The organism is Pseudomonas sp. CH61, from assembly GCF_059429415.1.
On the sequence record NZ_CM182098.1, the window covers coordinates 204,020 to 225,852 of the forward strand.

A 21,833-nucleotide genomic window follows, 5' to 3' on the forward strand; every position below is an offset into this window, starting at 1 on the left:
GGAATACCAAAGAAGATTCACCCGCGCATAAAAATAATCAGTGGGAGTACATCTACATGCAATCGTCCAAGCCGACTCACGTCCGCTATTTGATCCTGCTCATGCTGTTTCTGGTGACCACGATCAACTACGCCGACCGCGCCACGATCGCCATCGCCGGCTCCAGCCTGCAAAAAGATCTGGGCATCGACGCAGTCACCCTCGGCTACATCTTCTCCGCATTCGGTTGGGCCTACGTGGCCGGGCAAATCCCCGGTGGCTGGCTGCTCGATCGCTTCGGCTCGAAAAAAGTCTATGCCCTGAGCATTTTCACCTGGTCGCTGTTCACCGTGCTGCAAGGCTTCGTCGGTGAATTCGGCATGTCCACGGCCATCGTTGCGCTGTTCATGCTGCGCTTCCTCGTCGGTCTGGCTGAAGCGCCATCCTTCCCCGGTAACGCGCGCATCGTCGCCGCGTGGTTCCCGACCGCTGAACGCGGCACCGCTTCGGCGATCTTCAACTCGGCGCAATACTTTGCCACCGTGTTGTTCGCACCGCTGATGGGCTGGATCGTTTACTCCTTTGGCTGGGAGCACGTGTTTATCGTCATGGGGATTCTCGGGATCATCTTCTCGCTGGTCTGGCTGAAAGTGATCTACAGCCCGCGTGAACACCCGCGTATCAACGAAGCCGAGTTCAAACACATCGCTGAAAACGGCGGCATGGTCGACATGGATCAGAAGGGCAAAAAGTCCGACGGTCCGAAGTGGGATTACATCCGTCAGCTCCTGACCAACCGCATGATGCTTGGCGTGTATCTGGGCCAGTACTGCATCAACGGCATCACCTATTTCTTCCTGACCTGGTTCCCGGTGTATCTGGTGCAAGAGCGTGGCATGACCATTCTCAAAGCTGGTTTCATCGCCTCGTTGCCGGCAATCTGCGGCTTTATCGGCGGCGTACTTGGCGGGGTGATTTCCGACTACCTGCTGCGCAAAGGCCACTCGCTGACCTTCGCGCGCAAAGCGCCGATCATTGCCGGCCTGCTGGTTTCCAGCAGCATCGTTGCCTGCAACTATGTTGAAGTGGAATGGATGGTGGTTGGCTTCATGGCCCTGGCCTTCTTTGGCAAAGGCGTTGGCGCACTGGGTTGGGCGGTGGTTTCCGACACCTCGCCAAAACAGATCGCCGGTCTGAGCGGTGGCCTGTTCAACACTTTCGGCAACATCGCTTCGATTACCACGCCGATCGTGATTGGCTACATCATCAGCTCCACCGGTTCGTTCAAATGGGCGCTGGTGTTTGTCGGTGCCAACGCACTGGTGGCGGTGTTCAGCTATCTGGTCATCGTCGGCCCGATCAAACGTGTGGTACTCAAAGAGCCGCCAACCAATGGCGGTGTTGAAGCCAGCGGTAAATTGTCCCAAGCGCATTCCTGAGGAGCGGCGTCATGCAGTTGATTGAACATTCCGACTCGCCGCGCCACATCCGCCTGCACGAGCGGGACAATGTGGTGGTAGTGGTCAACGACCAGGGCGCCCCGGCCGGTACTGAATTTGCCGATGGCCTGGTGACGCTGGAATTTGTGCCGCAGAGCCACAAGGTCACCCTTGAAGACATTCCCGAGGGCGGCCAGGTGATTCGCTACGGTCAGGTGATTGGCTACGCATTGCAGCCGATTCGCCGGGGCAGTTGGGTCAAGGAAGATCAACTGCGCATGCCGACCGCGCCGCCGCTGGACAGCTTGCCGCTGTCCACCGATGTGCCGGACGCGCAGGCACCGCTGGAAGGTTTCACCTTCGAGGGTTATCGCAACGCCGACGGCACCGTCGGCACGCGCAATATTCTTGGCATCACCACCACGGTGCAGTGCGTCACCGGCGTGCTCGATCACGCGGTGAAACGCATCAAGGAAGAACTGCTGCCGAAGTACCCGCACGTCGATGACGTGGTGGCGCTGACTCACAGTTACGGCTGCGGCGTGGCGATTACCGCCACCGACGCTTACATCCCGATCCGCACCGTGCGCAATCTGGCGCGCAACCCGAATCTGGGGGGCGAGGCGTTGGTGATCAGTCTGGGCTGCGAGAAATTGCAGGCCGGGCAGGTGATGCACGAGGACGATGCGTCGGTGGATCTGAGTGATCCGTGGCTGTATCGCCTGCAGGATTCCAGTCACGGTTTCACCGAGATGATCGAGCAGATCATGGACTTGGCTGAAGTGCGCCTGAAGAAACTCGACCAGCGCCGCCGCGAAACAGTGCCGGCGTCCGAGCTGATCCTGGGCATGCAGTGTGGCGGCAGCGATGCGTTCTCCGGGATCACCGCCAACCCGGCGCTAGGCTACGCTTCGGACTTGCTGCTGCGTGCGGGGGCGACGGTGATGTTTTCCGAAGTCACCGAAGTGCGCGATGCGATTTACCTGCTGACTTCACGTGCCGAAAGCAAAACCGTTGCCGAGGAACTGGTGCGTGAGATGGACTGGTACGACCGTTACCTGGCCAAGGGTGAAGCGGATCGTAGCGCCAACACTACGCCTGGCAACAAGAAGGGCGGGCTGTCGAACATTGTCGAGAAGTCGCTGGGTTCGATCGTCAAATCCGGCAGCAGCGCGATCAACGGCGTGCTCGGCCCGGGTGAGCGCTTCAAGCAGAAGGGTTTGATTTTCTGTGCGACGCCGGCCAGTGATTTTGTTTGCGGGACGTTGCAGTTGGCGGCGGGGATGAACCTGCATGTGTTCACAACCGGGCGGGGTACGCCGTATGGGTTGGCGATGGCGCCGGTGGTGAAGGTGTCGACGCGTACGGAGCTGGCGCAGCGCTGGCCGGATCTGATCGACATTGATGCCGGGCGGATCGCTACCGGGCGCGCGACGATCGAGGAATTGGGTTGGGAGTTGTTCCACTATTACCTGGATGTGGCGAGCGGCAAGCAGCAGACCTGGGCGGAGAAGCACAAGCTGCATAACGACATTACGTTGTTCAACCCGGCGCCGATTACTTGAGGTGTGATCGGCTTGCCCTCACCCCAGCCCTCTCCCGGAGGGAGAGGGGGCCGACCGAGTTGTCTGTCGCTATACATCGACCTGAAATACCGAGTTGATTATGGATTCAGCGAAGTCATTTCAGGTCGATGGATTTATGCAATATCCCCCGATCGGTCCCCTCTCCCTCGGGGAGAGGGTTAGGGTGAGGGGCTGATCGAGTTGTCTGGCGCTATACATCGACCTGAAATATCGGGTCGATTATGGATTCAGCGATGTCATTTCAGGTCGATGGATTTCTGCAATATCCCCCGATCGGTCCCCTCTCCCTCGGGGAGAGGGCTAGGGTGAGGGGCCGACCGGGTTGTCTTACGCTGGACATCGACCTGACAAATCGGGTCGATTATGGATTCAGCGATGTCATTTCAGGTCGATGGATTTCTGCAATATCCCCCGATCGGTCCCCTCTCCCTCGGGGAGAGGGCTAGGGTGAGGGGCTTTTGCTTTATCATTGGCCCCTAACGACGCTCACCCAAGGCTCCCCGGCATGCTGGCAATCTTCCTCGAAACCCTGAACATCACCGCGCCGGTGTTTGCCATGCTGTTTCTCGGTGTGCTGCTCAAGCGCATCGACTGGATCAACGACAACTTCATCCACACCGCCTCGTCGCTGGTGTTCAACGTGACCATGCCGGCGCTGCTGTTCCTCGGCATTCTGCATGCCGACCTGCACGCCGCGTTGCAACCGTCCCTGCTGATCTACTTCTCCCTCGCCACGCTGGTTAGCTTTGCCCTGGCCTGGGGTTGGGCGATTTTCAAATGCCCGCGTGAAGATCGCGGCATCTATACCCAAGGCGCGTTTCGCGGCAACAACGGCGTCATTGGCCTGGCACTGGCAGCGAGCATGTACGGCGACTACGGGATTTCCCTCGGGGCGATTCTCGCGGCGCTGGTGATCCTGTTTTACAACACCCTGTCGACCATTGTGCTGGCGGTGTACAGCCCGGTGATCAAGTCCGATCCGTGGAGCATCTGCAAAAGCGTGTTCAGCAATCCGCTGATCATCAGCGTGATTGCGGCGGCGCCGTTTGCCTATTTCAAGATCGGTTTGCCGGGCTGTCTGGAGACTTCCGGGCAGTATCTGGCGCAGACCACCTTGCCGCTGGCGCTGATCTGCATCGGCGGCACGCTGTCACTGGCGGCGCTGCGCAAGAGCGGCAATATGGCGCTCAGTTCCAGTCTGGTGAAGATGGTCGGCTTGCCGGTGCTGGCGACGCTCGGCGCGTGGTTGTGGGGATTTCGTGGGGCGGAGTTGGGGATACTGTTTCTGTATTTCGGCAGCCCGACGGCGGCGGCGAGTTTTGTCATGGCCCGCGCGGCGCAGGGCAATCATGAGCTGGCGGCGGCGATTATCGTGATGACCACGTTGATGGCGGCGATTACCACCAACGTCGGGATCTTCGTTTTGCAGTGGGGTGGGTGGATCTGATTTTGATGTTGTGGTGTTGCTCAGGGCCTCTTCGCGAGCAGGCTCGCTCCCACATGTGAAATGCAATCCAATGTGGGAGCGAGCCTGCTCGCGAAGGCGTCAGTTCAATCACTCAGGTTTCTGGTAGGTATCGATCACTTCCTGCGCCGCCCGAAACGCATCGATCGCCGCCGGCACGCCGGCATACACCGCGCAATGCAGCAGCGCCTCACGAATCTCATCCACGGTGCAGCCATTGTTCAGCGCACCGCGCACATGGCCCTTCAGCTCTTGCGGGCACTTCAGTGCTGTCAGCGCGGCGAGGGTGATCAGGCTGCGGGTTTTCAGCGGCAGGCCTTCACGATTCCACACGCCACCCCAGGCATGTTCATTGACGAAGTCCTGCAATGGCTGGGTGAACTCGGTGGCGTTGCCCAAGGCGCGATCAACAAACGCATCGCCCATTACCTGGCGGCGGACTTCAACCCCGGACTTCTTCGATTCGGTCATGGTTTATCACTCTTGTGGTGTTGGCGGCGCCAGGCGCGGATCGACGTGAACAGCAAAAACGTCAACAGCGTCGGCAAGACATAAAACAGCATCAGCCGCTCAAGCTTGCCGGCCAGTGGCATGCCGGTGGTGAACGACACCACGTGCAGTCCGTACGCCAGATACAAACCGAGCAACAGCAGACCTTCGGCGCGGGTCACGCGGTAGCCTGAATAGAACACCGGCAGGCACAGCGCGGCGACGCCGAGCATCACCGGCAGGTCGAAATCCAGTGCGTTCGGCGACACCGACAGCGGCGTCGGTGCGATCAATGCGGTCAGGCCGAGTACCCCGAGCAGATTGAACAGGTTGGCGCCGATCACGTTACCGACGGCAATATCCCGTTGCCCGCGCAGTGCGGCGATCAGCGAGGTCGCCAGTTCCGGCAGGGAGGTGCCGACAGCGACAACGGTCAGGCCAATGACGCGCTCGGAAAATCCAAGATCAGTTGCCACCACCACGGCAGCCCCGAGCAGAAGATGGCCGGCGAATACCAGCATCGCCAAACCGACAATGATCATCAGCGAACTGCCGATCCACGACGCTTGGGTTGTTTCAACTCGATCCGTGTGCGGCCGCGCCGAATGCCGTGACTGGCGCAACAACAAGCCGAGATACAACGCCAACGCGCCCAACAACAGGAGGCCGTCAAAGCGCCCGATCTCTTCGTTCCAAGCTAGGACGAACACCAGCAGACTGGCGCCGATCATCAGCGGAATATCCAGCCGCACCAGTTGCCGCGAGACACGCAAAGGAATAATCAGCGCTGACAAGCCGAGGGTGACGAGAATGTTGAAGATGCTGCTGCCGACCACGCTGCCGACGGCAATGTCCGGGTTGTGCGCCAGTGCCGCTTGCAAACTGACGGCCATTTGCGGCGCGCTGCTGCCGAGGGCGACGATGGTCAGGCCGATGATCAGTGGCCGCACATGCAGACGCGCTGCCAGACGCACCGCCGCGCGCACCATCAACTCTGCGCCGAAGATCAGCAGGCACAGGCCGGCGAGCAGTTCGATCACGCTGATCAGGGGTAAGTCGGCTAATCCGAAAATGGTCAGCGCTCCATCAGTCGTCGAGGGCCTGCACGCGAACCCGTGCGGTGCCGCTGCGCAGCATGCCGAGTTGTTCGGCGGCCTCGCGGGACACGTCGATCAGGCGTCCACGGGTATGCGGGCCACGGTCGTTGATGCGGACCACGACGGATTCATCGTTTTTCAGGTTGGTGACCTTCACCCGTGTGCCGAAGGGTAGCTGGCGGTGGGCGGCGGTCAGGGAATTCTGGTTGAACGGCTCGCCACTGGCGGTGCGTTTACCGTGGTGCTTGGCGCCGTAATAGGAGGCGACACCGGTCTGGTCGTAACCGTGCGGGTCGATGGTGTCGGTGCTGGCGCAACCGGCCAGTAAAGAGAGCAGGGCAAAAAGGCTGAGCAGACGCTTCATTCAAGGTTTCCCGAAAACAAATGTAGGAGTGAGCCTGCTCGCGATAGCGCAATGTCAGACACCGGAAAAGTGACTGTCAAATCGCTATCGCGAGCAGGCTCACTCCTACAGGGGATGGAGCCAGGCTGTTTGTCTGGCTCCATTTTCATCAGCCTTCGAGCTTGCTTTTCAGCAGTTCGTTCACTTGCTGCGGGTTGGCTTTGCCTTTCGACGCTTTCATCGCCTGACCGACAAAGAAGCCGAACATCTTGCCGCGTTTGGCTTCATCCGCTGCACGATACTGTTCAACCTGCTCGGCGTTGGCCGCGAGCATTTCGTCCAGTACCGCCGAGATCGCACCGCTGTCGGTCACTTGCTTGAGGCCACGTTTTTCGATGATCTCGTCCGCGCTGCCTTCACCGTTGGCCATCGCTTCGAACACCACTTTGGCAATTTTGCCGGAGATGGTGTTGTCCTTGATGCGCTGCAGCATGCCGCCCAACAGTTCAGCGGAAACCGGCGACTCGTCGATGTCCAGGCCTTGCTTGTTGAGCAGGCTACCCAACTCGACCATCACCCAGTTCGCCGCCAGTTTGGCGTCGCCGCCGATGCTCGCGACTTTCTCGAAGTAATCGGCTTGTTCGCGGCTGGTGGCCAGCACGCTGGCGTCATAGACCGACAGGCCGAATTGCTCCTGGAAGCGCTCGCGTTTCTGCGGTGGCAGTTCCGGCAGGGTGGCGCGCACCTCGCCGAGGAACGATTCTTCGATAACGACCGGCAGCAGATCCGGATCGGGGAAGTAACGGTAGTCGTTGGCTTCCTCTTTCGAACGCATCGGACGGGTTTCGTCCTTGTTCGGATCGTACAGACGAGTCTGCTGGATCACTTTGCCGCCGTCTTCGATCAGCTCGATCTGACGCTGGATCTCGGAGTTGATCGCCTTCTCGATGAAACGGAACGAGTTGACGTTCTTGATCTCGCACCGCGTGCCGAATTCGACCTGACCTTTCGGACGGATCGACACGTTGCAGTCGCAACGCAGCGAGCCTTCGGCCATGTTGCCGTCGCAGATGCCCAGATAACGTACCAGCGCGTGGATCGCCTTGACGTAAGCCACGGCTTCCTTGGCGCTGCGCATGTCCGGTTCGGAAACGATTTCCAGAAGCGGCGTGCCTGCACGGTTCAGGTCGATGCCGGTGGCACCGTTGAATTCTTCGTGCAGGCTCTTGCCGGCGTCTTCTTCCAGGTGCGCGCGGGTGATGCCGACACGTTTGACGGTGCCGTCTTCCAGGGCGATATCCAGGTGGCCCTTGCCAACGATCGGCAATTCCATCTGGCTGATCTGGTAGCCCTTCGGCAGATCCGGGTAGAAGTAGTTTTTACGCGCGAACACGTTGTGCTGACCGATCTCGGCATCAATCGCCAGACCGAACATCACCGCCATACGCACCGCTTCCTGGTTCAGCACCGGCAGAACGCCGGGCATGCCCAGGTCGATCAGGCTGGCCTGGGTGTTCGGCTCGGAACCGAATGTGGTGGAACTACCGGAAAAGATTTTCGACCGGGTAGTGAGCTGAGTGTGAATCTCCAGCCCGATCACGACTTCCCATTGCATGTGTGTCTCCTCAGAAGCCGGTTGGGGTGCGGGTGTGCCAGTCAGTGTTGAGCTGATACTGGTGGGCAACGTTCAACAGGCGACCTTCCTGGAAATACGGCGCGAGCAACTGCACGCCCACCGGCAGACCGTCGACAAAACCGGCCGGCATCGACAGGCCCGGCAGGCCCGCGAGGTTGGCGGTGATGGTGTAGACGTCTTCCAGATAGGCAGCGACCGGGTCACTGTTCTTGGCGCCAAGCTTCCAGGCCGGGTTCGGCGTGGTCGGGCCGAGGATGATGTCGACTTCATTAAAGGCAGCCATGAAGTCGTTCTTCACCAGACGACGGATCTTCTGCGCTTTCAGGTAGTAGGCGTCGTAGTAACCGGCGGACAGCGCGTACGCACCGACCATGATCCGGCGCTGCACTTCCGCGCCGAAGCCTTCGCCACGGGAGCGCTTGTACAGGTCGATCAGGTCTTTCGGTTGCTCGCAGCGATGGCCGAAACGCACGCCGTCGAAACGCGACAGGTTCGACGAGGCCTCTGCTGGCGCGATCACGTAGTACGCAGGAATCGCGTGCTGCATGTTCGGCAGGCTGATTTCCTTGATCACGGCACCGAGCTTCTGCAGCTCTTTGATGCTGTTCTGGATCAGCTCGGCGATGCGCGGGTCGAGACCGGCGCTGAAGTATTCCTTCGGCACGCCGATGCGCAGGCCTTGCAGCGAGTCGCCGAGGCTTGCGGAGTAATCCGGAACCGGTTCATCGATGCTGGTCGAATCGTTCTGATCGAAGCCGGCCATACCTTGCAACAAAATTGCGCAGTCTTCGGCCGTGCGCGCCAACGGCCCGCCCTGATCGAGGCTGGAGGCGTAAGCGATCATGCCCCAGCGCGAAACACGACCGTAGGTCGGTTTCAGGCCGGTGAGGTTGGTGAACGCTGCTGGCTGACGGATCGAACCGCCGGTGTCGGTGGCGGTTGCCGCTGGCAACAGACGCGCGGCAACTGCCGCCGCCGAACCACCGGACGAACCGCCCGGCACGTGTTCCAGGTTCCACGGGTTTTTCACCGCGCCATACCAGCTCGACTCGTTGGCCGAACCCATGGCGAATTCGTCCATGTTGGTCTTGCCCAGGGTCACGGCACCGGCAGCGGCCAGTTTCGCGACCACGGTGGCGTCGTACGGGGCTTTGAAGTTGTCGAGCATCTTCGAGCCGCAGCTGGTGCGAATGCCCTGGGTGCAGAACAGATCTTTGTGAGCGATCGGCGCGCCGAGCAGGGCGCCGCTCTCACCGTTGGCGCGGCGTGCATCGGCAGCTTTCGCCTGCTCGAGGGCCAGCTCTTCGGTGAGGCTGATGAAACTGTTGAGCTGCGGATCGAGCTGGGTAATGCGTGCCAGCAGGACTTTGGTCAGCTCTTCGGAGGAAAACTTTTTATCGGCGAGACCGCGGGCGATCTCGGCCAGAGTCATTTGATGCATTGCAGGCTCTTTCCCTTTAGTCGATGACTTTCGGAACCAGATACAGGCCGTTTTCGACCGCTGGTGCGATGGACTGGTAGGCCTCGCGGTGATTGCTCTCGGTCACGACGTCGGCGCGCAGGCGCTGACTGGCTTCCAGCGGGTGGGCCAGAGGCTCGATTCCGTCGGTATTAACAGCCTGCATTTCGTCGACCAGACCGAGAATGCTGTTGAGAGCGGAAGTAATGTGTGGAAGATCGGCATCATTAAGGCCAAGGCAGGCCAGATGAGCGATTTTTTCCACGTCGGAGCGTTCTAGCGCCATCGGGATTCTCCTGTGGAAAACAGAACGGACGGCGTCCGTGTGTTAGATTGTCGGAACACTACCGCACTTCTACGGTCATAAGGCCGCGATTGTGGGGCTTGGTGCACAGAAAAGCGGCCAATTTAACATATTGGCGCCTTGCCCAAAATCCCTGTCGTTGTTAGAGTTTGCCGCACTTTTTTACCCACGCGTTGCCTAGGGTCCCTTTCCCATGTTCAAGAAACTGCGTGGCATGTTTTCCAGCGATCTTTCCATTGACCTGGGCACTGCCAACACCCTTATTTACGTGCGCGAGCGCGGTATCGTCCTGAATGAGCCATCGGTTGTGGCCATTCGGACACACGGTAACCAGAAAAGTGTCGTTGCTGTCGGCACCGAGGCCAAGCGCATGCTCGGCCGTACGCCGGGCAACATTGCTGCCATTCGTCCGATGAAGGACGGCGTGATCGCCGACTTCAGCGTCTGCGAAAAGATGCTGCAATACTTTATTAACAAGGTTCACGAAAACAGCTTTCTGCAGCCTAGCCCTCGTGTGCTGATCTGCGTTCCATGCAAGTCCACTCAGGTTGAGCGTCGTGCCATCCGTGAATCGGCCCTCGGTGCCGGTGCCCGTGAAGTGTTCCTGATCGAAGAGCCAATGGCTGCTGCGATCGGTGCCGGCCTGCCGGTCGAAGAAGCACGCGGTTCGATGGTCGTGGATATCGGTGGTGGTACTACCGAAATCGCGCTGATCTCCCTGAACGGTGTGGTCTATGCCGAATCCGTCCGCGTTGGCGGCGACCGCTTCGACGAAGCGATCATCACCTACGTGCGCCGTAACTACGGCAGCCTGATCGGTGAATCCACCGCTGAGCGCATCAAACAGGAAATCGGCACGGCCTACCCGGGCGGCGAAGTTCGCGAAGTCGACGTTCGCGGTCGCAACCTGGCCGAAGGCGTTCCACGCGCATTCACCCTGAACTCCAACGAAGTACTGGAAGCTCTGCAAGAGTCTCTGGCGACCATCGTTCAGGCTGTGAAAAGCGCTCTGGAGCAATCGCCGCCGGAACTGGCTTCCGACATCGCCGAGCGTGGCCTGGTGCTGACCGGTGGTGGCGCGTTGCTGCGTGACCTCGACAAGTTGCTGGCCCAGGAAACCGGTCTGCCAGTCATCGTTGCCGAAGATCCGCTGACCTGTGTTGCTCGCGGCGGTGGCCGTGCATTGGAAATGATGGATAAGCACACCATGGATCTGCTTTCGAGCGAATAAGTCGCCGATTGCAATACGTGGGTGAGCGCGCAGGCAGCACTTTGCAGTGCTGCCTGTTGGCGTTTATCTTCTGTCAGTCTTCATCCAGGCCGGTTTGATGCCGTATGAATAAACAGAACATTTGCCTGGGAGGAGCGGCTTATTAAACCGCTTTTCGCCAAAGGCCCTTCGTTGGGTGTGCGCCTGTTGGTGCTGGCCGTGCTGTCGGTCGCGCTGATGGTGGTCGATGCCCGCTTCGACCTGCTCAAGCCTGCACGCAAACAAGCGTCGCTGGTGTTGATGGACGCCTACTGGATCACTGACCTGCCCGGACGGCTGTGGGAAGGGATTGCCAGTCAGTTCGGCAGTCGCACCGAACTGGTCGCCGAAAACGAAAAACTCAAGACCGAAAATCTGCTGTATCAGGGCCGCATGCAAAAGCTTGCTGCACTGACCGAGCAGAACGTTCGGCTGCGCGAGTTGCTCAATTCCTCTGCGCTGGTCAATGAAAAGGTCGAAGTGGCCGAGTTGATCGGCATGGACCCCAACCCCTTCACCCATCGCATCATCATCAATAAAGGTGAGCGCGATGGCGTGGTGCTGGGTCAACCGGTGCTCGATGCGCGCGGCTTGATGGGCCAGGTGGTCGAGTTGATGCCGTACACCTCGCGTGTACTGCTGCTGACCGACACCACTCACAGCATTCCTGTGCAGGTGAACCGCAACGGCTTGCGTGCGATTGCCAGCGGCACCGGTAACCCGGAACGTCTGGAATTGCGTCACGTCGCCGACACGGCAGATATCAAGGAAGGCGATCTGCTGGTCAGCTCCGGGCTTGGCCAGCGCTTCCCGGCCGGTTACCCGGTGGCCACGGTGAAGGAAGTCATTCACGATTCCGGTCAGCCGTTCGCGATCGTCCGCGCCGTGCCGACGGCCGCACTCAATCGCAGCCGTTACCTGCTATTGGTATTCAGCGACAACCGCACCGCCGAAGAGCGCGCCAACGATGTCGCGCAAGCCCAGGAAAATCTTGATGCCTTTGGCGGCGGCCCGATTGTTCCGGCCACTGTGCCGAAAACCGTGACACCGCCTGCAGCGGCTGCGACGACGCCAGCAACGCCTGCCGCACCGGCCGCTGCCGCCAGCACCACACCGGTCAAACCCGCAGCAAGCAAACCGCCAGCGGCTGCCAAGCCACCGGCAGCGACGCCAGCGGCCAGCAAACCTCCAGCTGCCCAGCCCGCTGCACGACCTGCGGCAAAACCGCCCGTCAGTGCGCCGGCGACAACCGGGAGACAAGAATAATGGTCGGGGCTACTGCATCGCGAAACGGCTGGATTGTCTGGCTGACGTTTCTCATCGGCATGTTGCTCAGTGTCTCGCCGTTGCCGCAATTCATGGAAATCCTGCGTCCGCTGTGGCTGGCACTGCTCCTGACATTCTGGGCGCTGTACATGCCGCAAACGGTCGGCATGGTCACGGCGTTCTGTCTGGGCCTGGCTGAAGATGTGCTCTACGGCACGCTGCTGGGGCAGAACGCCTTGATCCTGACGCTGATCACTTTCCTCGTGCTGTCATTGCAACAACGCCTGCGGATGTTTCCGATGTGGCAGCAATGCCTGGTGATCCTGGTGATTTTCGGCCTCGCGCAACTGGTGCAGTTGTGGCTCAGTGCCTTGACCGGCAACCGTCAACCCACCCTGGCGCTGGTTCTACCAGCACTGGTGAGCGCCTTGCTCTGGCCTTGGGTCAGCTTTGCCCTACGCGGATTGCGCCGACGCTACAAAATCAATTGAGCCGGTGAAGCTGGGCACTGAACAGGGAGATGTTTTGATGAAGCCGCTTTACCTCGCCTCCGGATCGCCGCGTCGCCGTGAATTGCTTACGCAGATCGGCTTTGCGTTCTCCGCCATCAGTGCGGATATCGACGAAACCCCATTGCCCGAAGAATCGCCGTCGGCTTACGTCGAGCGTCTGGCGCGCGGCAAGGCCGAGGCCGGGCGGCGCACAATCGTGTCCGCTCAGCCATTCTGCGTGCTGGGTGCCGACACCGCCGTGGTGCTTGACGGCAAAATTCTTGGCAAACCGGTGGACGAAGACGATGCATGCGCCATGCTGATGATGTTGTCTGGCAAGGAGCATGAAGTCCTGACCGCCATCGCTGTGCTGGAAGGCGAGCGCTGTGAGTCGCGGGTGGTGCGCAGTCTGGTGCGGTTCCGGCCTATCAGCGGGGATGAAGCCGCCGCCTATTGGGCCAGTGGCGAGCCGCGGGACAAGGCCGGCGGTTATGGCATTCAGGGGCTCGGCGCGGTGTTTGTCGCGGGGCTCAACGGCAGTTACTCGGCAGTGGTCGGGTTGCCGGTTTGCGAAACCGCAGAACTGTTAGGCCATTTCGGCATACCCTGTTGGCAAAACCTGAACGCGCAATAAGCGTCGTACGAATCCAGATGCGGCCATTATCGTGAACACGCCTGAACGAGATCCTGCCATGAGTGAAGAGATTCTGATCAACATCACGCCGATGGAGTCGCGCGTGGCGGTGGTCGAAAACGGTGTGCTGCAAGAAGTCCACGTTGAGCGCACGCAAAAACGCGGGATCGTCGGCAACATCTATAAGGGCAAGATTGTTCGGGTACTGCCGGGCATGCAGGCGGCGTTCGTCGACATCGGCCTGGATCGCGCGGCATTCATTCATGCTGCGGAAATCTCTCTGCGTGAAGGCCCGGCGGTGGAAAGCATCAGCGCGCTGGTGCATGAAGGCCAGAGCCTGGTGGTGCAGGTCACCAAAGATCCGATCGGCTCGAAAGGCGCGCGGTTGACTACGCAGCTGTCGATCCCGTCGCGCTATCTGGTGTACATGCCACGCACCGCCCACGTCGGCATCTCGCTGAAAATCGAAGACGAAGCCGAACGCGAGCGCCTCAAGCAGGTGGTCAGCGATTGCGTGGCCAAAGAGGGGATCAAGGAGGCCGGCGGTTTCATTCTGCGCACCGCCGCCGAAGGCGCTGGCGCCGATGAAATCCTCATGGACATCCGCTACCTGCGCCGCCTGTGGGATCAGATCAACGAGCAGATCAAAACCATCGCCGCACCGAGCGTGATTTACGAAGACCTCGGTCTGGCGTTGCGTACGCTGCGTGATCTGGTCAACCCGAAGATCGAGAAGATCCGCATCGACTCGCGGGAAACCTTCCAGAAAACCACGCAGTTCGTCGCCGAACTGATGCCGGAGATCGCCGATCGTCTGGAGCATTATCCGGGTGAACGGCCGATTTTTGACCTGTACGGCGTCGAAGACGAAATCCAGAAAGCCCTCGAACGCAAGGTGCCGCTGAAATCCGGTGGATATCTGGTGGTGGATCCGGCAGAAGCCATGACCACCATCGATGTGAACACCGGGGCCTTCGTCGGCCATCGCAACCTCGAAGAAACCATCTTCAAGACCAATCTCGAAGCGGCCACCGCGATTGCCCGGCAGATGCGTCTGCGCAATCTGGGCGGGATCATCATCATCGACTTCATCGACATGGAAGATGAAGAGCATCAGCGCCAGGTGCTGCGCACTCTGGAAAAACAGCTGGAGCGCGATCACGCCAAGACCAACATCATCGGCATCACCGAGTTGGGTCTGGTGCAAATGACCCGCAAGCGCACCCGTGAAAGTCTCGAACAAGTGCTGTGCGAACCGTGCAGCAGTTGCCAGGGGCGCGGCAAACTGAAAACTGCGGAAACCATCTGTTACGAGATCTTCCGCGAGATCCTCCGTGAAGCGCGGGCCTATCAGGCCGAGGGTTACCGGGTGCTGGCGAACCAGAAAGTCGTCGACCGCTTGCTCGACGAAGAATCCGGTAACGTTGCCGAGCTTGAAGGGTTTATCGGGCGCACCATACGCTTCCAGGTGGAAACCATGTATTCCCAGGAACAATATGACGTGGTGCTGCTCTGATCCCCTGCGTCACGTTAATTCCACCGCGGCTGGCCTCAGCTTTTCGCAGTATTTTTGCCATGGGAGCCAACTGACATGGAGCGTCTGACACGCATTCTGGCCGCACTCACCCGTTGGGGGCTGGGCCTGTGCGCGTTGGTTCTGGTGTTGATGGCGTTGTACGTCAGTCTCGGCCGTGAGCTGACCCCGTTGGTGGCCGAGTATCGCGCCGACATCGAAGACAAGGCCAGCGCCGCCCTTGGCATGCCGTTGCAGATTGGCGAACTGGAAGGCAACTGGAGCGGTTTTGCGCCGATCCTGCTGGCTCATGACGTTATGGTCGGGGCTGGTGCCAATGCGTTGCGTCTGGACCGCGTGCGAGCGGTGCCGGATCTCTGGGCCAGTCTGTTGGCGCGTGAAGTGCGCATTGCCCATCTCGAACTCAACGGCCTGAAAATCAGCCTCAAAGAGGCCGAAGACGGCACTTGGGCGCTGGAAGGTCTGCCGGTGCAGAACGATCAGCCGCTCGATCCGCAGCAACTGTTCAAGCGCTCGCAGATGATTCAACAACTGTCGGTGCTCGACAGTCAGGTGACCTTGCAGCCGCAGGATCACGCGCCGCTGACGCTCACCTATGTCGGCCTCAATCTGAAAACCGGCGCCAGCCGTCAACGGCTCGATGCGCGTTTGACCTTGCCCGATGGCCAGCCTGTTGCGTTGAGTCTGCGTACGCGAATTCGCCCGGAGCAATGGCAGGACAGTGTGGTGGAGGGGTATGCCAGCCTGCCGCAAAGCGACTGGTCGAAGTGGCTGCCGGAGCGTCTGACCCAACAATGGAATTTTTCCGAGATCAAGGCTGGTGGCGAACTCTGGGTCAATTGGGCCAAGGGCACGCTGCAAAGTGCGGCGCTCCGTTTGAACGCGCCGCAACTGACCGGCGCTTACGCCGATCGCAAGCCGATCCAGATCAATAATCTGGCGCTTAACGCCTACTACGAGAACAGTGCCGAGGGCGCGACCGTTACCCTCGATTCGCTGGCGATGAGTTTTGGTGAAAACCGTTGGGAGTCGCATGTACAGCTGAAGCAGACGCGCGCGACCGACAAGGTGGACGAGCTCTGGCACTTGCAGGCGGATCGCCTCGATCTGACCCCGATCACTCCACTACTGAACGCCTTGGGGCCGCTGCCGCAAGGATTCGCCACGGCCGTTGATCATTTGAAAGTCACCGGTGGTCTGCGCAATGTGTTGCTGGATTTCCGCCCCAATGCCACCGATGGCAACAAATTCAGCTTCGCCACCAACCTGGATAACGTCGGTTTCGACGCCTATCACGGCGCCCCGGCAGCTCGAAACGTCAGCGGCAGCCTCAGTGGCAACCTCGACGGTGGCGAGTTGCGCATGGACAGCAAGGATTTTGTCCTGCACCTCGATCCGATTTTCGCCAAGCCATGGCAGTACCTCCAGGCCAACGCACGCCTGACCTGGAAACTCGATAAAGACGGCTTCACCCTGATAGCCCCGTACCTGAAGGTGCTCGGCGAGGAGGGCAAGATTGCCGGCGATTTCCTGATTCGCCTGCATTTCGATCATAGCCAGGAAGACTACATGGACCTGCGGGTCGGTCTGGTCGATGGCGATGGTCGCTATACGGCCAAATACCTGCCCGAAGTCTTGAGCCCGGCGCTCGACGAGTGGCTGCGTACGGCGATTCTCAAAGGCGCGGTCGATCAGGGTTTCTTCCAGTATCAGGGCTCGCTGAGCAAGAACGCCGGGGAGGCCGATCGCAGCATCAGTCTGTTCTTTAAGGTGCACGACGCTGAACTGGCCTTCCAGCCAGGCTGGCCGCACGTGAGCAAGGTCAGTGGCGACGTGTTCATCGAAGACAGTGGCGTGCGGATCTGGGCAGACAAGGGCCAGTTGCTCGACACTCAGGTCAGCGATGTCTTCGTCAATATTCCCCACGTACCGGCCGGGCAACACACGCACATGTATCTCGATGGCGGCTTTGCCGGCGGCCTCGGTGATGGTCTGAAAATTCTCCAGGACGCACCGATCGGCACCGGTGAAACCTTCGCCGGTTGGGAAGGGGCGGGGGATCTGCAAGGCAAGCTCAAGCTCGATATCCCATTGGACAAGGGCGGCGACCAACCGAAAATCCTCGTCGACTTCAAAACCGCCAATGCGCGCCTCAAGCTGGCCGAGCCGAAGCTTGAGCTGACCCAGCTCAAGGGTGATTTCCGCTTTGACAGCGCCAAAGGTCTCAGCGGGCAGAACATCGCCGCGCGTGCCTTCGATAAACCGGTCACTGCGCAGATCTTCGCCGACGGCAGTCCCGGCAAGCTCAAGACCCGGGTCGCGGCATCCGGGCAGGTCGAGGTGAAGAAACTCACCGACTGGCTGGGCGTGACGCAGCCATTGCCAGTGTTAGGGACGATTCCGTATCAGTTGCAGTTGAATCTGGACGGCGCCGATAGCCAGTTGATGGTCAGCTCCAGCATGAAAGGTGTGGCGGTGGATCTGCCAGCGCCGTTCGGCATGGCGGCAGATGTCGGTCGCGACACGGTGTTTCGCATGACCTTGCAGGGGCAGGAGCGGCGTTATTGGGTCAATTACGATCAACTGGCCAATTTCACCTTTGCGGCACCGCCGAGCAATTTTGCCGAGGGCCGTGGCGAGCTGTTCCTCGGTGCTGGCGAAGCCGTGCTGCCGGGTGCCAAAGGCTTGCGGATTCGCGGGGTGCTCTCGGAGCTGGACGTCGCGCCGTGGCAGGACCTGGTGAACAAATACGCTGGGCAGGATCCGGGCGGCAGCGCCAAGCAATTGCTCAACAGTGCTGATTTCAAGGTCGGCAAGCTCACCGCGTTCGGCACCACGCTGGATCAGGCGTCGGTTCAGGTCAATCGCAAGCCGGGCGCGTGGAATCTGGCGCTCGACAGCCAGCAGGCCAAAGGTTCGGCAAGCCTGCCAGACGCCAAGGGCGTGCCGATTGCGGTCAATCTGCAATACGTGAAACTGCCGGCGCCGGACCCGACGGTGCAGGCTGACGAGAATTCGCCGGATCCGTTGGTATCGGTCGATCCGACGAAAATTCCCGCGCTGGATATCACCATCAATCAACTGTTCCTCGGCCCGGATCTGGTCGGCGGCTGGTCGTTGAAGGTGCGCCCGACCGCTAAAGGCATCGCCCTGAACAACCTCGACATGGGCCTCAAAGGCATCCTGTTGCAGGGTAATGGCGGTTGGGAAGGCACGCCGGGTGCGACCAACAGCTGGTTCAAGGGCCGGATTGGCGGCAAGAATCTCGCTGATGTCCTCAAGGGCTGGGGCTTTGCCCCGAGCGTGACCAGCGAAGAATTCCACATGGACGTCGATGGCCGTTGGCCGGGCTCGCCGGCATGGCTGGCGACCAAGCGTTTCTCCGGCACCCTCGATGCGTCGCTGAACAAAGGCCAGTTTGTTGAAGTGGAGGGCGGCGCCCAGGCTTTGCGGGTGTTCGGTCTGCTCAACTTCAACTCGATCGGCCGCCGTTTGCGTCTGGACTTCTCCGATCTGTTCGGTAAAGGCTTGAGCTACGACCGGGTCAAAGGCCTGCTGGTGGCAAACAATGGTGTGTATGTCACCCGTGAGCCGATTCGCCTGACCGGCCCTTCGAGCAACCTCGAACTGGACGGCACGCTGGATCTGGTCGGCGACAAGGTCGACGCCAAATTGTTGGTGACCTTGCCGGTGACCAACAACCTGCCGATCGCAGCGTTGATCGTCGGCGCACCAGCGGTTGGCGGCGCACTGTTCCTGATCGACAAGCTCATCGGTGATCGTGTGGCGCGCTTCGCCAGTGTGAAATACACCGTCAAAGGCCCATGGAAAGAGCCGAAAATCACCTTCGACAAGCCTTTTTGAACAGCCAGCCCCTGAACCGATGGAGTAGCATGGCCGCATACCTCTTGCGGAGTTCGCCATGTCTTTAGCGGTGATTCAAATGGTCAGCCAGAGCGATGTGCTGGCCAATCTGGCTCAGGCCCGACGCCTGCTCGAGCAGGCTGCTGCCGGCGGCGCGAAGCTCGCGGTGCTACCGGAAAATTTCGCTGCCATGGGCCGTCGCGACGTCGCTGATATCGGTCGCGCCGAAGCAATGGGCGAAGGACCGATCCTGCCATGGTTGAAACAGACCGCCCGCGACCTCAAGTTATGGATAGTGGCTGGCACCTTGCCGTTGCCGCCGGTTGATCAACCGACAGCCAAGGTCAATGCCTGCTCGCTGTTGGTCGATGAACACGGCGAAACTGTTGCCCGCTATGACAAGTTGCATCTGTTCGATGTCGATGTGGCGGACAATCGCGGCCGTTACCGCGAATCCGATGACTATGCTTATGGCAGTGGCGTGGTGGTGGCGGATACACCGGTGGGCCGACTTGGCCTGACCGTGTGTTACGACTTGCGCTTTCCCGAGCTGTACAGCGAATTGCGTGCTGCCGGTGCTGAACTGATTACCGCACCGTCAGCCTTCACTGCGGTGACCGGCGCAGCGCATTGGGATGTGCTGATTCGCGCGCGGGCCATCGAGACACAATGTTATGTGCTGGCCGCAGCGCAGGGCGGGACCCACCCAGGACCGCGGGAAACCTTTGGCCACGCGGCGATTATCGACCCGTGGGGCCGCGTGCTGGCGAGTCAGGATCAAGGCGAGGCGGTGCTGTTGGCCGAGCGCGACAGCAATGAACAAGCGTCCATCAGGGCGCGAATGCCGGTGACCAGTCATCGGCGGTTTTTCTCGCAGGGCGCACAGCGGCCTGCTTCAGAACACGAATTTAAGGCGTAAACCTATGAGCGAGTTGTTGTCCTCAGTCAGTGATCACCTGTTGGCGCCCGGCGGCGTGACGATCGAGAGTCTGCAAGGCGTGCTCGGTGATCTGGCCGGCCCCGGCATCGATGCAGCCGACCTGTATTTCCAGGGCCAGATCTCCGAGTCTTGGGCGCTGGAAGACGGCATCGTCAAGGAAGGCAGCTTCAACCTCGACCAGGGTGTCGGCGTACGCGCGCAGTCCGGTGAGAAAACCGGTTTTGCCTACAGTAACGCGATCACCCTCGAAGCCCTCGGCGCAGCGGCCCGTGCCGCGCGTTCGATCTCCCGTGCGGGTCAGAACGGCACGGTACAGGCGTTCACCACTCAAGACGTTGCCCAGTTATACGCGCCGGATAACCCGTTGGAAGTGCTGACTCGTGCCGAGAAAGTCGAACTGCTCAAACGCATCGACGTTGCGACCCGCGCACTCGATCCGCGCATCCAGCAGGTCAGCGTCAGCATGGCGGGTGTGTGGGAGCGGATTCTGGTGGCGTCGACCGACGGCGGTCTGGCGGCGGATGTGCGGCCACTGGTGCGCTTCAACGTCAGCGTCATCGTTGAACAGAATGGTCGCCGCGAGCGTGGCGGGCATGGCGGCGGCGGGCGAACCGATTACCGTTATTTCCTCGCCGAAGACCGCGCCATGGGCTATGCCCGTGAGGCGCTGCGCCAGGCGCTGGTGAATCTGGAAGCGATTCCGGCACCGGCCGGTACGTTGCCGGTGGTGTTGGGTTCGGGCTGGTCTGGGGTGCTGCTGCATGAGGCGGTCGGCCACGGTCTGGAAGGCGATTTCAACCGCAAGGGCAGCTCCGCCTACAGCGGGCGCATGGGTGAAATGGTTGCCTCGAAACTTTGCACTATCGTCGATGATGGCACCTTGAGCGGCCGTCGCGGTTCGCTCAGCGTCGATGACGAAGGCACCCCGACCGAGTGCACCACGCTGATCGAAAACGGCGTACTCAAGGGCTACATGCAGGACAAGCTCAACGCGCGCCTGATGGGCGTGGCCCGCACCGGTAACGGTCGTCGTGAGTCCTATGCGCATCTGCCGATGCCGCGTATGACCAACACCTACATGCTCGGTGGCGAAAGCGATCCGGCGGAAATCATTGCTTCGGTGAAGAAAGGTATCTACTGCGCCAACCTCGGCGGCGGTCAGGTCGACATCACCAGCGGCAAGTTCGTGTTCTCCACCAGCGAGGCGTACCTGATCGAAGACGGCAAGATCACTGCGCCGGTCAAAGGCGCGACGTTGATCGGCAACGGCCCCGAGGCGATGAGCCGGGTGTCGATGGTCGGTAATGATCTGGCGCTGGACAGCGGTGTGGGCACGTGCGGCAAGGATGGGCAATCGGTGCCGGTAGGCGTCGGTCAGCCGACGTTGAAGATCGATGCGATCACCGTGGGTGGCACGGGCGCATAAGAAGAGGTGGAGCTTCGGGTGGCGCGCAGGGCGACCACCCGGTGGCGAATATCAACGCAGGCCGCGTTGAGTCTCGTCCAGCTCACGGATGTACTTGAAGATCTTGCGGCTGGAAGCAGGAGGTTTGTTTTGCGCAACCTCGTGCTGAGCCTGACGGATCAGGGAACGCAGTTGCTGGCGATCGGCGTCCGGGTACTCGACGACGAATTTTTCCAGCACGGCATCGTCGCCCGCGATCAGGCGATCACGCCAGCGTTCGAGATTGTGGAAACGCTCGTTGTACTGGCGAGTGGAGGCATCGAGTTGATCGAGCAAGGTCAGAATCGCGTCAGTGTCCTGATCGCGCATCAGTTTGCCGATGAACTGCAAGTGCCGTTTACGCGCGATGTTCGCGGTGTGCTTGGGCGCATCGGCCAAGGCCCGGCGCATGGCGTCGGTCAGCGGCAGTTTTGCGATCAAGTCAGGCTTGAGTGTTGTCAGGCGCTCGCCGAGGTCAACCAGAGCATGCAGCTCGCGTTTGACCTGAGATTTGCTTTTTTCTCCCGTATCGAGGGAGTCGTCGTAAGAATCAACCATGGTGGCAGTCCGCAAAGAAACGCCGCCATGATAACCAGTCGGGGGCCGCTTGTCCG

Annotated in this window: 18 protein-coding genes; 11 read left to right on the plus strand and 7 right to left on the minus strand. The window is 60.3% G+C overall.

The genetic code is table 11. From position 1 onward, the window contains the following. Positions 1 to 56: 56 nt before the first annotated feature. The 3 genes from AC5SEM_RS00835 (at position 57) to AC5SEM_RS00845 (ending at position 4,451) form a co-directional block, all read left to right on the plus strand. The gene (locus AC5SEM_RS00835) at positions 57 to 1,418 is read left to right on the plus strand and encodes an MFS transporter (RefSeq protein ID WP_007915342.1); all 1,362 of its coding nucleotides are present in this window, start codon (positions 57 to 59) and stop codon (positions 1,416 to 1,418) included. An 11-nt stretch (positions 1,419 to 1,429) separates the two neighbouring features. Then, positions 1,430 to 2,983 (plus strand): galactarate dehydratase, encoded by a 1,554-nt coding sequence (gene garD / locus AC5SEM_RS00840; protein WP_456024204.1) that lies wholly within the window; start codon positions 1,430 to 1,432, stop codon positions 2,981 to 2,983. 526 nt (positions 2,984 to 3,509) lie between these two features. Beyond that, entirely contained in the window at positions 3,510 to 4,451 is a 942-nt protein-coding gene (locus AC5SEM_RS00845; protein ID WP_495471968.1) for an AEC family transporter, read from the plus strand. 108 nt (positions 4,452 to 4,559) lie between these two features. On the opposite strand, the gene AC5SEM_RS00850 is transcribed toward AC5SEM_RS00845, so the two are convergent. The 6 genes from AC5SEM_RS00850 to gatC all read right to left on the minus strand — a co-directional run bounded on the left by AC5SEM_RS00850 (position 4,560) and on the right by gatC (position 9,779). After that, positions 4,560 to 4,940: a carboxymuconolactone decarboxylase family protein gene (locus AC5SEM_RS00850; protein WP_016984177.1), complete on the minus strand. Its 381-nt coding sequence runs from the start codon at positions 4,938 to 4,940 to the stop codon at positions 4,560 to 4,562. Then, a complete protein-coding gene (locus AC5SEM_RS00855; protein WP_077571109.1) occupies positions 4,937 to 5,998 on the minus strand; it encodes a calcium/sodium antiporter in 1,062 nt (353 codons plus the stop codon). Before AC5SEM_RS00855 ends, AC5SEM_RS00850 begins: the two co-directional genes overlap by 4 nt. 46 nt (positions 5,999 to 6,044) lie before the next feature. Next, positions 6,045 to 6,419 (minus strand): septal ring lytic transglycosylase RlpA family protein, encoded by a 375-nt coding sequence (locus tag AC5SEM_RS00860; RefSeq protein WP_077571111.1) that lies wholly within the window; start codon positions 6,417 to 6,419, stop codon positions 6,045 to 6,047. A gap of 148 nt (positions 6,420 to 6,567) precedes the next feature. Next, entirely contained in the window at positions 6,568 to 8,013 is a 1,446-nt protein-coding gene (gene gatB / locus AC5SEM_RS00865; RefSeq protein ID WP_034154465.1) for an Asp-tRNA(Asn)/Glu-tRNA(Gln) amidotransferase subunit GatB, read from the minus strand. 10 nt (positions 8,014 to 8,023) lie between these two features. Next, positions 8,024 to 9,475, minus strand: a complete 1,452-nt coding sequence (gene gatA, locus AC5SEM_RS00870; protein ID WP_220557806.1) for an Asp-tRNA(Asn)/Glu-tRNA(Gln) amidotransferase subunit GatA — start codon at positions 9,473 to 9,475, stop codon at positions 8,024 to 8,026. Positions 9,476 to 9,491: 16 nt separating this feature from the next. After that, positions 9,492 to 9,779 carry an Asp-tRNA(Asn)/Glu-tRNA(Gln) amidotransferase subunit GatC gene (gene gatC, locus AC5SEM_RS00875; protein WP_007915356.1) on the minus strand — a complete coding sequence of 96 codons (288 nt, stop codon included), beginning with the start codon at positions 9,777 to 9,779 and terminating at the stop codon, positions 9,492 to 9,494. Positions 9,780 to 9,990: 211 nt separating this feature from the next. Between gatC and mreB the strand changes: the two genes are divergently transcribed. The 8 genes from mreB to tldD all read left to right on the plus strand — a co-directional run bounded on the left by mreB (position 9,991) and on the right by tldD (position 21,201). After that, entirely contained in the window at positions 9,991 to 11,028 is a 1,038-nt protein-coding gene (gene mreB / locus AC5SEM_RS00880; RefSeq protein ID WP_002555108.1) for a rod shape-determining protein MreB, read from the plus strand. Positions 11,029 to 11,169: 141 nt separating this feature from the next. Further along, complete coding sequence (gene mreC, locus AC5SEM_RS00885; protein ID WP_116029467.1) at positions 11,170 to 12,312, plus strand: rod shape-determining protein MreC; 1,143 nt, start codon at positions 11,170 to 11,172, stop codon at positions 12,310 to 12,312. Beyond that, positions 12,312 to 12,803 carry a rod shape-determining protein MreD gene (mreD, locus tag AC5SEM_RS00890; protein WP_077571118.1) on the plus strand — a complete coding sequence of 164 codons (492 nt, stop codon included), beginning with the start codon at positions 12,312 to 12,314 and terminating at the stop codon, positions 12,801 to 12,803. The genes mreC and mreD overlap by 1 nt, the downstream gene beginning before the upstream one ends. A 37-nt stretch (positions 12,804 to 12,840) precedes the next feature. Next, on the plus strand, positions 12,841 to 13,437 hold the full coding sequence (locus tag AC5SEM_RS00895; RefSeq protein ID WP_495471969.1) for a Maf family protein: 597 nt from the start codon (positions 12,841 to 12,843) through the stop codon (positions 13,435 to 13,437). 58 nt (positions 13,438 to 13,495) lie between these two features. Further along, positions 13,496 to 14,953 carry a ribonuclease G gene (rng, locus tag AC5SEM_RS00900; protein WP_007915369.1) on the plus strand — a complete coding sequence of 486 codons (1,458 nt, stop codon included), beginning with the start codon at positions 13,496 to 13,498 and terminating at the stop codon, positions 14,951 to 14,953. A 75-nt stretch (positions 14,954 to 15,028) separates the two neighbouring features. Then, complete coding sequence (locus tag AC5SEM_RS00905; protein WP_495471970.1) at positions 15,029 to 18,835, plus strand: YhdP family protein; 3,807 nt, start codon at positions 15,029 to 15,031, stop codon at positions 18,833 to 18,835. Positions 18,836 to 18,893: 58 nt separating this feature from the next. Continuing rightward, complete coding sequence (locus AC5SEM_RS00910; RefSeq protein WP_495471971.1) at positions 18,894 to 19,754, plus strand: carbon-nitrogen hydrolase family protein; 861 nt, start codon at positions 18,894 to 18,896, stop codon at positions 19,752 to 19,754. Positions 19,755 to 19,758: 4 nt separating this feature from the next. After that, on the plus strand, positions 19,759 to 21,201 hold the full coding sequence (gene tldD, locus AC5SEM_RS00915; RefSeq protein ID WP_007915374.1) for a metalloprotease TldD: 1,443 nt from the start codon (positions 19,759 to 19,761) through the stop codon (positions 21,199 to 21,201). 51 nt (positions 21,202 to 21,252) lie between these two features. Here tldD and yjgA read toward each other — a convergent pair whose 3' ends face one another. Beyond that, the gene (yjgA, locus tag AC5SEM_RS00920; protein WP_007915377.1) at positions 21,253 to 21,777 is read right to left on the minus strand and encodes a ribosome biogenesis factor YjgA; all 525 of its coding nucleotides are present in this window, start codon (positions 21,775 to 21,777) and stop codon (positions 21,253 to 21,255) included. Positions 21,778 to 21,833: the final 56 nt, after the last annotated feature.

Excerpts from the sequence above, each read along its gene's own strand:
- AC5SEM_RS00835 (WP_007915342.1), top strand. The coding sequence starts at position 57 with ATGCAATCGTCCAAGCCGACTCACGTCCGCTATTTGATCCTGCTCATG.
- garD (WP_456024204.1), top strand. The coding sequence starts at position 1,430 with ATGCAGTTGATTGAACATTCCGACTCGCCGCGCCACATCCGCCTGCAC.
- tldD (WP_007915374.1), top strand. The coding sequence starts at position 19,759 with ATGAGCGAGTTGTTGTCCTCAGTCAGTGATCACCTGTTGGCGCCCGGC.
- AC5SEM_RS00860 (WP_077571111.1), bottom strand. The coding sequence starts at position 6,419 with ATGAAGCGTCTGCTCAGCCTTTTTGCCCTGCTCTCTTTACTGGCCGGT.
- gatA (WP_220557806.1), bottom strand. The coding sequence starts at position 9,475 with ATGCATCAAATGACTCTGGCCGAGATCGCCCGCGGTCTCGCCGATAAA.
- mreD (WP_077571118.1), top strand. The coding sequence starts at position 12,312 with ATGGTCGGGGCTACTGCATCGCGAAACGGCTGGATTGTCTGGCTGACG.
- rng (WP_007915369.1), top strand. The coding sequence starts at position 13,496 with ATGAGTGAAGAGATTCTGATCAACATCACGCCGATGGAGTCGCGCGTG.
- yjgA (WP_007915377.1), bottom strand. The coding sequence starts at position 21,777 with ATGGTTGATTCTTACGACGACTCCCTCGATACGGGAGAAAAAAGCAAA.
- AC5SEM_RS00845 (WP_495471968.1), top strand. The coding sequence starts at position 3,510 with ATGCTGGCAATCTTCCTCGAAACCCTGAACATCACCGCGCCGGTGTTT.
- mreB (WP_002555108.1), top strand. The coding sequence starts at position 9,991 with ATGTTCAAGAAACTGCGTGGCATGTTTTCCAGCGATCTTTCCATTGAC.
- AC5SEM_RS00905 (WP_495471970.1), top strand. The coding sequence starts at position 15,029 with ATGGAGCGTCTGACACGCATTCTGGCCGCACTCACCCGTTGGGGGCTG.
- gatC (WP_007915356.1), bottom strand. The coding sequence starts at position 9,779 with ATGGCGCTAGAACGCTCCGACGTGGAAAAAATCGCTCATCTGGCCTGC.
- AC5SEM_RS00895 (WP_495471969.1), top strand. The coding sequence starts at position 12,841 with ATGAAGCCGCTTTACCTCGCCTCCGGATCGCCGCGTCGCCGTGAATTG.
- AC5SEM_RS00910 (WP_495471971.1), top strand. The coding sequence starts at position 18,894 with ATGTCTTTAGCGGTGATTCAAATGGTCAGCCAGAGCGATGTGCTGGCC.
- gatB (WP_034154465.1), bottom strand. The coding sequence starts at position 8,013 with ATGCAATGGGAAGTCGTGATCGGGCTGGAGATTCACACTCAGCTCACT.
- AC5SEM_RS00850 (WP_016984177.1), bottom strand. The coding sequence starts at position 4,940 with ATGACCGAATCGAAGAAGTCCGGGGTTGAAGTCCGCCGCCAGGTAATG.